This is a genomic window from Pseudoflavonifractor sp. MCC625 (assembly GCF_018784545.1).
GTDB lineage: Bacteria > Bacillota > Clostridia > Oscillospirales > Oscillospiraceae > Pseudoflavonifractor_A > Pseudoflavonifractor_A gallinarum.
The window spans coordinates 38,925-49,652 of the sequence record NZ_WQOJ01000043.1 but is presented as its reverse complement, the minus strand read 5'-3'; the positions used below and the strand labels follow the sequence as shown (position 1 = coordinate 49,652).

At 48.7% G+C, this 10,728-nt stretch carries 15 protein-coding genes and 2 pseudogenes; 16 read left to right on the top strand and 1 reads right to left on the bottom strand.

All coding sequences use genetic code 11. The features are described 5' to 3' along the window. The 8 genes and pseudogenes from GPK94_RS13920 to GPK94_RS13885 all read left to right on the top strand — a co-directional run. Positions 1–942 (top strand): annotated as a pseudogene (locus GPK94_RS13920) (helicase); the annotation flags it as partial. A 1-nt stretch (position 943) separates the two neighbouring features. Next, positions 944–1,762, top strand: coding sequence for a DUF3849 domain-containing protein (locus GPK94_RS13915; RefSeq protein WP_050005928.1), 819 nt, complete (start codon positions 944–946; stop codon positions 1,760–1,762). A gap of 2 nt (positions 1,763–1,764) precedes the next feature. After that, positions 1,765–2,103, top strand: a complete 339-nt coding sequence (gene mobC, locus GPK94_RS13910) for a plasmid mobilization relaxosome protein MobC (RefSeq protein WP_006773030.1) — start codon at positions 1,765–1,767, stop codon at positions 2,101–2,103. A 155-nt stretch (positions 2,104–2,258) separates the two neighbouring features. Continuing rightward, positions 2,259–2,558: a CD1845 family protein gene (locus GPK94_RS13905; RefSeq protein ID WP_071698956.1), complete on the top strand. Its 300-nt coding sequence runs from the start codon at positions 2,259–2,261 to the stop codon at positions 2,556–2,558. 121 nt (positions 2,559–2,679) lie between these two features. Beyond that, entirely contained in the window at positions 2,680–3,276 is a 597-nt protein-coding gene (locus tag GPK94_RS13900) for a type IV toxin-antitoxin system AbiEi family antitoxin domain-containing protein (protein ID WP_002595843.1), read from the top strand. Then, positions 3,273–4,127 carry a nucleotidyl transferase AbiEii/AbiGii toxin family protein gene (locus GPK94_RS13895; protein ID WP_002595844.1) on the top strand — a complete coding sequence of 285 codons (855 nt, stop codon included), beginning with the start codon at positions 3,273–3,275 and terminating at the stop codon, positions 4,125–4,127. The genes GPK94_RS13900 and GPK94_RS13895 overlap by 4 nt, the downstream gene beginning before the upstream one ends. Then, positions 4,124–4,450 (top strand): hypothetical protein, encoded by a 327-nt coding sequence (locus tag GPK94_RS13890; protein ID WP_006059593.1) that lies wholly within the window; start codon positions 4,124–4,126, stop codon positions 4,448–4,450. Before GPK94_RS13895 ends, GPK94_RS13890 begins: the two co-directional genes overlap by 4 nt. 54 nt (positions 4,451–4,504) lie before the next feature. After that, positions 4,505–5,917, top strand: a complete 1,413-nt coding sequence (locus tag GPK94_RS13885) for a relaxase/mobilization nuclease domain-containing protein (protein ID WP_117504936.1) — start codon at positions 4,505–4,507, stop codon at positions 5,915–5,917. A gap of 188 nt (positions 5,918–6,105) precedes the next feature. Here GPK94_RS13885 and GPK94_RS13880 read toward each other — a convergent pair whose 3' ends face one another. Beyond that, the gene (locus GPK94_RS13880; protein WP_002576937.1) at positions 6,106–6,420 is read right to left on the bottom strand and encodes a helix-turn-helix transcriptional regulator; all 315 of its coding nucleotides are present in this window, start codon (positions 6,418–6,420) and stop codon (positions 6,106–6,108) included. Between the two features lie 157 nt (positions 6,421–6,577). On the opposite strand from GPK94_RS13880, the pseudogene GPK94_RS13875 reads away from it, so the two are divergent. The 8 genes and pseudogenes from GPK94_RS13875 (at position 6,578) to GPK94_RS13840 (ending at position 10,727) form a co-directional block, all read left to right on the top strand. Further along, positions 6,578–7,120 (top strand): annotated as a pseudogene (locus GPK94_RS13875) (SLOG family protein). A gap of 107 nt (positions 7,121–7,227) precedes the next feature. After that, complete coding sequence (locus GPK94_RS13870; RefSeq protein ID WP_215656093.1) at positions 7,228–7,398, top strand: hypothetical protein; 171 nt, start codon at positions 7,228–7,230, stop codon at positions 7,396–7,398. A gap of 16 nt (positions 7,399–7,414) precedes the next feature. After that, complete coding sequence (locus GPK94_RS13865) at positions 7,415–8,797, top strand: DUF6138 family protein (RefSeq protein ID WP_117548301.1); 1,383 nt, start codon at positions 7,415–7,417, stop codon at positions 8,795–8,797. Positions 8,798–8,809: 12 nt separating this feature from the next. Then, a complete protein-coding gene (locus tag GPK94_RS13860) occupies positions 8,810–9,088 on the top strand; it encodes a hypothetical protein (protein ID WP_008816751.1) in 279 nt (92 codons plus the stop codon). Between the two features lie 21 nt (positions 9,089–9,109). Then, positions 9,110–9,619: a hypothetical protein gene (locus GPK94_RS13855; protein WP_117548300.1), complete on the top strand. Its 510-nt coding sequence runs from the start codon at positions 9,110–9,112 to the stop codon at positions 9,617–9,619. Next, positions 9,616–9,849 carry an immunity 17 family protein gene (locus GPK94_RS13850; protein ID WP_015563522.1) on the top strand — a complete coding sequence of 78 codons (234 nt, stop codon included), beginning with the start codon at positions 9,616–9,618 and terminating at the stop codon, positions 9,847–9,849. Before GPK94_RS13855 ends, GPK94_RS13850 begins: the two co-directional genes overlap by 4 nt. A gap of 11 nt (positions 9,850–9,860) precedes the next feature. Then, complete coding sequence (locus GPK94_RS13845) at positions 9,861–10,364, top strand: DUF2004 domain-containing protein (RefSeq protein ID WP_002588985.1); 504 nt, start codon at positions 9,861–9,863, stop codon at positions 10,362–10,364. 36 nt (positions 10,365–10,400) lie between these two features. Then, positions 10,401–10,727 carry a DUF5713 family protein gene (locus GPK94_RS13840; protein WP_002588986.1) on the top strand — a complete coding sequence of 109 codons (327 nt, stop codon included), beginning with the start codon at positions 10,401–10,403 and terminating at the stop codon, positions 10,725–10,727. The last annotated feature ends 1 nt before the right edge of the window (position 10,728 follow it).

Here is a 10,728-nt window from a genome sequence, read left to right as displayed (position 1 = left end):
AATCCTCTTGTCCATGTGTACCGCTATGTGACCGAAGGAACCTTTGACGCATACCTCTGGCAGACGGTGGAGAATAAGCAAAAATTCATTAGTCAGATCATGACTTCTAAATCGCCGGTACGCTCCTGCGATGATGTGGATGAAACCGCCCTCAGTTTTGCAGAGATCAAGGCTCTGTGTGCCGGAGATCCCCGCATCAAGGAGCGCATGGATTTGGATGTGGAGGTATCCCGCCTGAAGCTGATGAAAGCCGACCACCAGAGCAAGCAATATCGTCTGGAGGACCAGCTGCTCAAATACTTCCCGGAGGAGATTGAAAAGCACAAGGGCTTTATCAAGGGCTTTGAATCCGATCTGGAGGTTTTGGCAGCGCACCCGCACCCGGAGGACGGTTTTGCTGGTATGGAAATCCGTGGCGATCTGCTGACCGATAAGGAGAACGCCGGCGCAGCCCTTTTGGATGCCTGCAAGGAGGTTAAAACCTCCGATCCGGTGCAGATCGGCAACTACCGGGGGTATGCCATGTCCGTGGAATTTTCCGCTTGGAAACAGGAGTATACGCTCCTGCTGAAAGGACAGATGACCCACCGGGCAACCCTTGGTACAGACCCTCGCGGAAATCTTACCCGTATCGACAATGCCCTTGCTCAGATGCCCCAGCGTCTGGAGTCGGCAAAGGCACAGCTGGATAACCTCTGTCAGCAGCAAGCTGCGGCAAAGGAGGAAGTCGGAAAGCCATTCCTTTATGAAGAAGAACTGAGATGCAAAAACGCCCGTCTGGTGGAGCTGGATACCCTGCTCAACATCGACGGAAAGGGACAGGCACACACCGAGTCTGTTGTTGCCAAAAGTACACGGCCTTCGGTGCTGGATAACCTAAAACGCCCGGTGCAACCCCGCAGTACAGACAAGAAACCAAAACAGCTTGAGGAGGTGCGATAACATGAATACTAACGATCTGAATACAGCCCTTTATGAAAAGATGGCTGCCGAACAGGACAAGTTCCGGGACTGGCTGAAAAGACAGCCCCCGGAAGAAATCCTGCACCACACCTATGAGTACACGGTTCGTGAGGACATTGTGATGGCGATGGAGGAACTGGAGCTGACTGATGCCCAGGCTCAGGCACTTTTGGAATCTCCCTCTCCGCTGGCGGATGTGTACCGCTATTTTGAAAAGTTGGAGACCGGTTATATGGATGTGATCCGGGACAGCATTGAGAACCGTGCCGATGATGTGTGCAGAGCCAAAGAGGAACTGCGAACAACACCGGTCTATCCCCATTCTGCCGCCTATGCGAGAGAACATGGGGAGTTGGAGCAGTACCGGGCTTCCAACAATGCAAATCTCCAATGCAAGGAGTCCATTGAAGCGGCGGTGCGGGAACACTTCGACGGAATGTATCTCAGTCACGATGCGGCAAAGGGTGTGATCGAGATCTATGGCATGGAGCGTGTGGCTATGGTTCTGGCTAACACCGTCCAGCTTCAGGACTGGGATGGGCGCTACTCCCGACGCAACAAAGAATGGGCTAAGACCATTCCCAACGATAATCCCGAAACTGTCCGTTGTGGTTATGCCTTAAACAGCCACCCTGCTGTGCTGGATGGCTTTATTGATCTGGTGCGTGTAGAACAGCAGCGCAGCCGTACTCAGGGAGAAAAACTGCAACCGTCCCGCCCCTCAGTACGGGATAAGCTCAAACAGGAGCTGCCTGCCCATAAGCCTGCCGCCCCGAAGAAACGGGAGCCGGAGCGATAACTATGGCAAAGCGTAAGCGGGATATGCAATTAAACTTTAGAGTTTCAGCGGAGGAGCTTGCTGTGATTGAGCAAAAAATGTCTCAGTTTGGAACCTCCAACCGTGAAGCCTATCTAAGAAAAATGGCGCTGGATGGGTATGTAGTCAAGCTGGAGCTGCCGGAGTTGAAGGAGCTTGTTTCCCTGATGCGCCGAAGCAGCAACAACTTAAACCAGCTGACCCGTAAAGTGCATGAGACTGGACGGGTTTATGATGCTGACTTGGAGGATATATCCCAGCGGCAGGAACAGTTATGGGAGGGCGTAGAGGAAATTCTTACCCAGCTTTCCAAACTTTTATAACAGGGATAGATACTCCATTTGCGGAGGGAGGAACGGCATTACTTCGCTGCTCCTCTCTCCGCTTTTTCTTTTTATCGGTATCCTTGTCTTTTGCCTGCCCATGCCGGATAATATGATTAGAAAAGATACCAAGAACGCTGCAAGGAGGAAATAACATGAAGATTTTGAAAGGGCTTTTGATGATTATAACTGCACCGGTCACTTTGGTGCTGACGCTTTTTGTCTGGCTCTGCACGGGGCTGATCTACATATCCGGTCTGGTGCTTGGTCTGCTCAGCACTGTAATTGCTCTGCTTGGCGTGGCTGTGCTTATTACCTATTCCCCGCAGAATGGTGTGATTTTGCTGGTTATGGCATTTTTGATTAGCCCGATGGGGCTGCCACTGGCTGCAATCTGGCTACTGGGCAAGGTGCAGAGTTTGAAATTTGCAATTCAGGAGTTGGTTTATGGATAAAAATACGCAAAACCATAAAAATGCCAGACACCGTCTGTTAAATTTGGGAAAAGGAATTTTATATCCACGACTTTACTTTTGAACTAATATTGAATATAATATTAGTACGAAAGGAAGTGACATGATGGGACAATTTGAACAGCTGGATCAGATGCTAACAGCACAAGAAGGAATGCTGCGAACATCGCAGGTCGTATCTTCGGGAATTTCAAAGCCGGTATTTTATGATTATGTGCGTTCACGAGATTTGGATAGAGTCGCACATGGGATTTATCTGTCCAAAGATTCCTGGGTGGATGCCATGTATCTGCTTCATTTGCGATTTGAACAAGCAGTATTTTCACATGAAACAGCTTTATTTTTTCACGATCTGACAGACCGTGAACCAATAGAATATACAGTTACGGTCAAAACTGGATGCAATCCAAGCAAAATGAAAGCAGAAGGCATTCAAGTTTTTACGATTAAAGCAGACTTACATGATGTAGGACTTACAACAGCGAAAACTCCGTTCGGGCATACTGTGCCGGTTTATGATATGGAGCGAACGATCTGTGATTTGCTCAGAAGCCGTAGCAGAATTGAAATTCAGACCTTTCAGGGAGCACTGAAAGCGTATGCCCGTAGAAAAGATAAGAACCTGCGAGCTTTAATGCAATATGCTGGGATGTTCAAGGTGGAAAAAATTTTACGACAGTATTTGGAGGTACTTTTATGATAAAAACAGCAAGGCAGCTTAAAGATTTAATACGAAACCTTTCCAGAGAAAAATCCGCAGATGCTCAGATTTTAATGAGGAACTACATGATGGAGCGTTTTTTGGAGCGTATTTCTCTTTCTGAGTATCGTGATAAGTTTATCTTGAAGGGTGGTATGTTGGTAGCGGCTATGGTTGGATTGGATGCCCGCTCTACGATGGATTTGGATGCAACCATAAAAGGAGCTAATGTTAATGTGGAGGATATTGAGAATCTAATTTCATCAATCGTAACTGTTCCGATTGATGATGGTGTTAAATTTCAGCTGAAAAGTATTTCGGAGATTATGGATGAAGCAGAGTATCCGGGGATTCGTGTCAGCATGAGTACAACATTCGATGGTGTAGTGACCCCTTTGAAAATTGATATTTCTACGGGAGATGCAATCACTCCAAGAGAGGTTCGGTATTCATTCAAACTTATGCTGGAAGATCGCTCCATTGATATTTGGGCTTATAATTTAGAAACTGTGCTGGCAGAAAAACTGGAAACCATTATTACCAGAACCACAACCAATACCCGCATGAGAGATTTCTACGATATTTACATTTTAGAACAGCTGCATGGAACCACGCTGAACCCGAAAATTTTACATGATGCGCTTCTGGCAACTGCTCATAAACGGGGATCGGAGAAGTATCTTAACCAGGCTGAAGAAGTTTTTGACGAAGTGGAAAATGATTCGGTTATGCAAAAACTTTGGGAGGCATACCGTAAAAAGTTTTCTTATGCTTCTGATTTGGAATGGGATGTGATTATGAAAGCAATTCGCAGGTTATATGTTCTTTGCGAGAAGGGCATCAGCTTATGAAAAAGCATGGACACTATTGTAAAGTTTGTGGTGAATACAAAGCCAACGAAAAATTTTCAGGCAAAGGTCATGCATCCCACATTTGTAAATCCTGTGCTTCGCTACCAGCAGAAACGCAGGCTGAACTGATGACACTGAATCGTCTTTTGAATCTTCCATGGAGGCTATCGAAAGAGCAGTTGTCCTGGCTGAAAAATCGACTAAAGGATAGGCGGCCTGATGTCCGTGCATTGGCGCAAGAGCAATATGAAATGAGATTTCCACCAAGACACTTAGAAGATGATGAGTTCAATTTTTTCGATGAAGAAAGTTTTATAGAATAGTGAAAGCGGTCTGCTATGGCAGGCCGTTTTCTTTTCGGGAAGGAGGTCTGACCTATGGCAACCACGAGAATCATGCCGCTTCATGTCGGCAAGGGCCGCACAGAAAGTCGGGCGATCAGTGACATCATCGACTATGTGGCCAACCCAAAGAAAACAGATGACGGCAGACTCATTACCGGCTATGCGTGTGACAGCCGGACTGTGGATGCGGAGTTCCTTCTGGCAAAGCGGCAGTACATTGCCGCTACCGGACGAGTGCGCGGCGCGGATGATGTGATCGCCTATCATGTGCGCCAGTCGTTCCGCCCCGGTGAGATCACTCCGGAAGAAGCGAACCGGCTGGGTGTGGAATTTGCCAAGCGTTTTACCAAGGGCAATCATGCCTTTGTGGTCTGCACTCATATAGACAAATCGCACATTCATAATCACATTATCTGGTCATCGGTCAGCTTAGAATATGACCGGAAATTCCGAAACTTTTGGGGCAGCACCAAGGCAGTCCGACAGTTAAGTGACACCATCTGCATCGAAAACGGACTGTCCATTGTGGAGAATCCGAAACCTCACGGAAAGAGCTATAACAAATGGCTGGGCGATCAGGCAAAGCCCTCTCACCGAGAGCTGCTGCGTGTAGCGATTGACAACGCATTATCACAAAGTCCTGCTAATTTTGAGGAGCTGCTGAGGCTGCTGCAAGAGTCCGGCTGTGAGGTATCAAAGCGCGGGAAATCGTATCGCCTGAAGCTCCCCGGTTGGGAGAAAGCCGCCCGAATGGACAGCCTGGGCGAAGGATATGGATTAGATGATTTGCAGGCGGTTCTCTCCGGGAAGAAAGCGCATACCCCACGAAAGAAAATAGTTACACAGGCAGAGACGCAGAAGGTCAATCTGCTGGTGGACATTCAGGCAAAATTGCAGGCAGGAAAAGGTGCTGGCTATGCGCGATGGGCTAAAGTTTTCAATCTGAAGCAAATGGCGCAGACCATGAACTACCTATCAGAGCATAACCTGCTGGAGTATGCGGTTTTGGAAGAAAAGGCTGCGGCTGCCACGGCACATCACAATGAGCTTTCGGCACAGATCAAAGCAGCTGAAAAGCGCATGGCAGAGATTGCTGTTCTGCGTACTCACATCGTAAATTATGCCAAGACCCGTGAGGTCTATGTGGACTACCGCAAGGCCGGCTACTCTAAGAAATTCCGGGAGGAACATGAGGAAGAAATTCTGCTCCACCAGGCTGCTAAGAATGCCTTTGATGAGATGGGCGTCAAGAAGCTGCCCAAGGTCAAAGAGTTGCAGACGGAGTACGCGAAATTGCTGGAAGAAAAGAAAAAGACCTATGCCGAGTACCGGCGTTCCCGTGAAGAAATGCGGGAGCTTTTAACGGCAAAGGCTAATGTAGACCGAGTGCTGAAAATGGAGGTAGAACAGGATGTTGAAAAAGAAAAAGACCACGGCCAGCGGTAAGCTGGTCCTGGTCAAAAGCGTTCGCAGAACGCGCAGCCACAGAATGAAATTCTGTGTTCAAAGGGGCTTGGGGGCGCTGCCCTCAACAAGCAGCTTGTGGCGAAATGGATAGCCACAAGCATTGCTTGCCACAATATGCTGCGCATAAAATGAAAAACTAACGACGGGACGCTTACTGCCTCCTATCGTTAGTTTTCTGTGTTTAAGCGACTTATAAAACCAATCAGCATAATCAAATCGTCATCTGACATCTTTCTCATTCCGTCCAAAGCCTTCTTGATAAGCTGAGGGTTATTTTCCTGTGCATCAAAAAATTGAAGCGGTGTGATTTCAAAATACTCACAGATGTTGAGGAACTGCTTCATAGACGGCATAGAACGCCCAGAGGAAATCGCCTGAATATAGCTTCTGTTCTGCCCTAACTCCATGCTCATCTGATATTCTGAAACACCTTTTTTCAATCGCAATTCTGTGATCCGATTGCGGATAAATTCTTCGTCCATACGCTCACCTCTCTGCACTTTTAGCATAGCAGAAAGCAATTCTTGATACTTCGTATGTATTGTGTTATAATTTTATAATACAACCTTTATACGCATTATTATTTGCGTTATTTTTGCTTTATATGCGTAATCAAGGCAGTTATCAAGGGTGATTTATATGAATCAGTATGCCTGCGCCATTACCGGCCACCGACCAACAAGATTTTGCTTTTGATATAATGAGGAAGATCCCCTATGCCAAAAATTAAAAGAATGTCTCCTGGAGCAGTTTCGGATACTTCATGACGAGAAATTTGTCCGTACTTTTTTTGTCGGCGGTGCTCTTGGTGTGGATATGTGGGCTGGAGAACAGCTGCTGACATTGAGGGCACAAACGGGATACGAAGATATTAAAATTGTCGTTGTAGTTCCCTTCATCGGTTATGACTCTAAATGGCCGGATCAGAGTAGACATAGATTGAAAAAGCTGATCCAAAACGCAAACGATTCCATTGTTATTTCACATTCTGCGGATGTTTCCAGTTATAAAAAAAGGAATTACTATATGGTCGATCATGCAGAGTACCTTATCGGTGTGTTTGATAATCAGAAAAAGCTGCGCTCAGGTACAGCACAGACAGTCAACTATGCCTTGCATCAGGGAAAAGTAATCACTCTGATCCATCCAGACACTATGGAGATAACAGCCCCTGCGCCTTAACAAATTCACAAAAATTTTTCATTAGCATTTCCAACAAAATATTTTCATTGAAGGGGTGCTGTGATATAATAAGATATAAAACTACGCTCAGAACAAATGGTGCCGCTATGAACAAATATATTGGACAGCAATTTGCTGCTTTAAGATACGAAAAAAATATTTTGGTTGTTGAAGAAACTACATCTGCTGGTGGATGCGGCTCCTTCAACGCGGCTTCTTCATGTCCTGCGTCAGACTGTCTTTATGACAGTGCGGCGTGGGGCTTTTTTATTGTCTGAAAAGAGGTGATCAAGCATGAGTTTGCCAAAACGCGACGGCATAAAAGACCGCTACTATCTGATTCATAAACCGGACACTTCTCCAGAGGTGCTGGCGGAAGCGGATATCTGTATTCAGGATGTGCTGAACGGCACCGCCCGTGAAAATCACTCCGCCTACCCGACCGTGGTGCGAAACCATAATGGAACGCCCTTCCTTCCGGATCAGCTGCTGGAACGCTATCTGATCAGTCTGCCACTGAAGGGATTTCCCAACGAGGATGCTGTTTTTCTCTGCGATGCCATGCGGCGGCTGGTGGGCTGGCAAGAGATCTGCTATGAGTTGGAGAAGTACATAGAAAAACAGGTGCAGGAACGCTATTTCCTTGTGGGAGAGCGTGAAGATGGCTTTACAGTCTTTCCGCCCTGCACGGTGTTGCCGGAATTGCGCCCGGAGGATGTGGACGAAGGTCTGTTGCGCTTTGCCTGCTATGTGGCGATCTGCCATACGGTGTATGGGCAGAGTTTTGAATCCCTCACCACTGAACACATCCTTGGCCTGGTTTCCCAGATTCGTCCTGACATGGTAAAGGAACTGAAAACCAATGGCAGCGGCAAATTGCCGCCTAATATCCAAAAGCGGAAAACAAAGCACCTGACCGCCTCGGCTAACGACGCTTTCGCCACCATCCGCATTACCGCCAGAGACTGCGGCGAGGGGGCCTGTGAGGAGGCTCTCAGCTATCTGATTGAGATTTTGGAGCAGCCGGAGTTCCCCCGCAGCTACTCCATCGAGTTTCGCGGACCGGAGAAGATCTACCTGCCCATCCCCGGCCTGCCCAAGAAGGGTGTCCATCAGCTTTTTGCCTGTGCGGTGCGGTATCCCCGTCTCCATGTCCGGATGGAGAATTATGCTCGGCTGGCCATGCAGGAGGACGAGTGGTACAACAACCTCTCTGATGAGTCCTGCGCCATGCCTGGCACCTTTGCCGTGTTTGCCCTGGGACTGGAAGGGCCGAAGTGGTGGCGGCTGGTGTGCGATTACCTGGATCGCTGTGATGACGAGCACTCCTCTTTGCAAGAAAAGTTTATTCACACCTTTTTTAAGAAGTACGGGTTTACTGCTCAGTCCCTGCCGGTGCTGGTCCACGGTGTCCAGTCCATGCAGAATCTGAAGCCCGCAAAGGAGTTCCGCACCCTGATTGCCAATGAGGAGAGCTTGGATGCTCTGATGGAGATCAAAGGGCATCTGGAATATTACCTGCCGGAAGAATCCGGCAATGACAAAAGGGCGCTGGCCTACCTGTGGCGTGATGTGCTCTGGGCCATCTGGGGCACAGCCTCTGAAAACGGCGGCAGCAAGGTCATCAAGACGGCGCCCAAGGAACTGAAAGAGAAATACCAGCAAGTATTTGCGTAAGGAGGGCTCTGTATGTGCGAGCACTGCCGAAACATTCAAACATGGAGAAAATTTGACGCCCCAAAGGACTATCTGGCCTGTATTGCTTACATTCAGCAGTTGGTGTCGGAGGGGGAATTTGAACTGATGCAAGAGGAATCCACCTGCCCACTGGAGAAGGTAAAGACAGAGGATGGCTGGGCGGATGAAATCATGGCCCACATGATCCGGTGCAAGCACTGCGGCCAGATCTTCACCTGTGTGGTCAACACCTGGCGAGGCAGCGGACACTTCAAAAAAGGCAAAGAATGACACGGAAAAGGCGGTGAAATGATGAATCAGGCAGAAAAAGCAGAGCTGCTGGAGCAGCTTGAGCAATGGAATAAGAAGGACGAGTATTCCCGGTGTATCCGGGCCATCGAAGCCATCCCGGAACAGGAGCGGGGCTATCTGCTGACCGTCAAGCTGAGTCGGGCTTACAGCAATCTGGCGGTGCTGGGAGATCATGGAGAGCATGGGACCGACGGTGAAGTGGACGGGGATCTCATCCGACACGCCATTGAGCTGCTGGAGTCCGTCCGCGCCCAGGGTGAGAACGATCCCTACTGGAACGCCCGGATGGGCTATTCCTGCCTGATGGCATACCGTTCCGCCGCCTCCGCCTATGAATACGCCAAGCACTGGCTGGCCCTGGTCCCGGATGACCCAGCCGCCCAAAAGCTGGTTCGGGACTGCGAGGAATATCTTGAGGAGGAAAAAGCCTTGGAAATAGATTTGAAAGAACGGGAGGAATTTATTCGGCGGGAAACTCCCGATGATGAAAAGGGGGTTATATATAAATGAACAGCGAACAGATCACAGTATTTTTGCAAGAGCATTGGTATATTGCCTCGGTGCTCATCGGGGCCGTGATTTTAATTGGAGCGACCCGCAACTGGAACTGGCTCTGCGACCCCACTGGTACGCGGGATGCCCACCGCCACAGCAGAGGATACCGGCGGGTGGTGTTCTTTCTGTTGGGTGTTCTCCTGATTGTGGTGAGTATCTGGGGATTTGTGCTGAAATTGAAATAAGAGGTATATCTATGAAACTGAATTGTAAACGCATTGATTTTACATATACACCCGGTGAGGAAATCTTCAACTTTCCCGAGGAATCGGGACTACCCTTTATCTTCGATGTAGAGGAAGAACTGACCGGCGATCCTGCTGTCATGGATGCGGTGGGAGAAATGCTGGATGAGGCGGAGAAATTGGCGGAGAAGGCCAAAGCCGCCATCAAAGCGGCGCTGGCAGACGAGGACAGCCGCTACCATAGCGTTGTGACATTTTTCATGGAGTTCCATCGGGACGATGTAGGCCCGGATATTGTGGCGGAACTTTTTCCGGGAACCGACCCAGCCAAACTGTCCTTTGCTGAGATGGTTGACTTTTTGAAGCTCAAGCGGTTCGGCAGTCTGGTGGATAGCGAGATGAACCAGCAAGTTTTCATTCTGGATCTGTCCTTTAACCCGGAGATTACCGACGAACTGATGGTAATCTACTTTGATTTGAACAAGGAGATTTTCTGTATCACACATGAGAGCTGAGCGTGACTGACATACACGAGGAAAGGAGCAATCCCTATGAAAGCATTTGACCCCAATTACAAGCTGCTGGACGAGATGTATCAGGACGATTACTATCCTGCTTTTCTGGTGGACAAGGTAAAGGACGAGCTTCAGAAGGTCATCGCCCTGCTGGAGAGTGGCGAAACCGACACCGAAGTGGTGCAGGAAACGCTGGACGAGGCGGTCTGCGGCATCAATGATCTCCAGGAGGAGTTTGACGAGAACGACAGCGAGATCGAAACGGTGGCGCGGGAATGTATTGCGGCAACCGTGGCCTACATTCTGGAGTGGTTTGGCATCCCCATTGACACCGAGGAGGCCATCCGGGAACGGGACTGGTGAA

Coding starts and splice junctions, on each gene's coding strand:
- GPK94_RS13915 (WP_050005928.1), top strand. CDS start 944: ATGAATACTAACGATCTGAATACAGCCCTTTATGAAAAGATGGCTGCC.
- mobC (WP_006773030.1), top strand. CDS start 1,765: ATGGCAAAGCGTAAGCGGGATATGCAATTAAACTTTAGAGTTTCAGCG.
- GPK94_RS13905 (WP_071698956.1), top strand. CDS start 2,259: ATGAAGATTTTGAAAGGGCTTTTGATGATTATAACTGCACCGGTCACT.
- GPK94_RS13900 (WP_002595843.1), top strand. CDS start 2,680: ATGATGGGACAATTTGAACAGCTGGATCAGATGCTAACAGCACAAGAA.
- GPK94_RS13895 (WP_002595844.1), top strand. CDS start 3,273: ATGATAAAAACAGCAAGGCAGCTTAAAGATTTAATACGAAACCTTTCC.
- GPK94_RS13890 (WP_006059593.1), top strand. CDS start 4,124: ATGAAAAAGCATGGACACTATTGTAAAGTTTGTGGTGAATACAAAGCC.
- GPK94_RS13885 (WP_117504936.1), top strand. CDS start 4,505: ATGGCAACCACGAGAATCATGCCGCTTCATGTCGGCAAGGGCCGCACA.
- GPK94_RS13880 (WP_002576937.1), bottom strand. CDS start 6,420: ATGGACGAAGAATTTATCCGCAATCGGATCACAGAATTGCGATTGAAA.
- GPK94_RS13870 (WP_215656093.1), top strand. CDS start 7,228: ATGAACAAATATATTGGACAGCAATTTGCTGCTTTAAGATACGAAAAA.
- GPK94_RS13865 (WP_117548301.1), top strand. CDS start 7,415: ATGAGTTTGCCAAAACGCGACGGCATAAAAGACCGCTACTATCTGATT.
- GPK94_RS13860 (WP_008816751.1), top strand. CDS start 8,810: ATGTGCGAGCACTGCCGAAACATTCAAACATGGAGAAAATTTGACGCC.
- GPK94_RS13855 (WP_117548300.1), top strand. CDS start 9,110: ATGAATCAGGCAGAAAAAGCAGAGCTGCTGGAGCAGCTTGAGCAATGG.
- GPK94_RS13850 (WP_015563522.1), top strand. CDS start 9,616: ATGAACAGCGAACAGATCACAGTATTTTTGCAAGAGCATTGGTATATT.
- GPK94_RS13845 (WP_002588985.1), top strand. CDS start 9,861: ATGAAACTGAATTGTAAACGCATTGATTTTACATATACACCCGGTGAG.
- GPK94_RS13840 (WP_002588986.1), top strand. CDS start 10,401: ATGAAAGCATTTGACCCCAATTACAAGCTGCTGGACGAGATGTATCAG.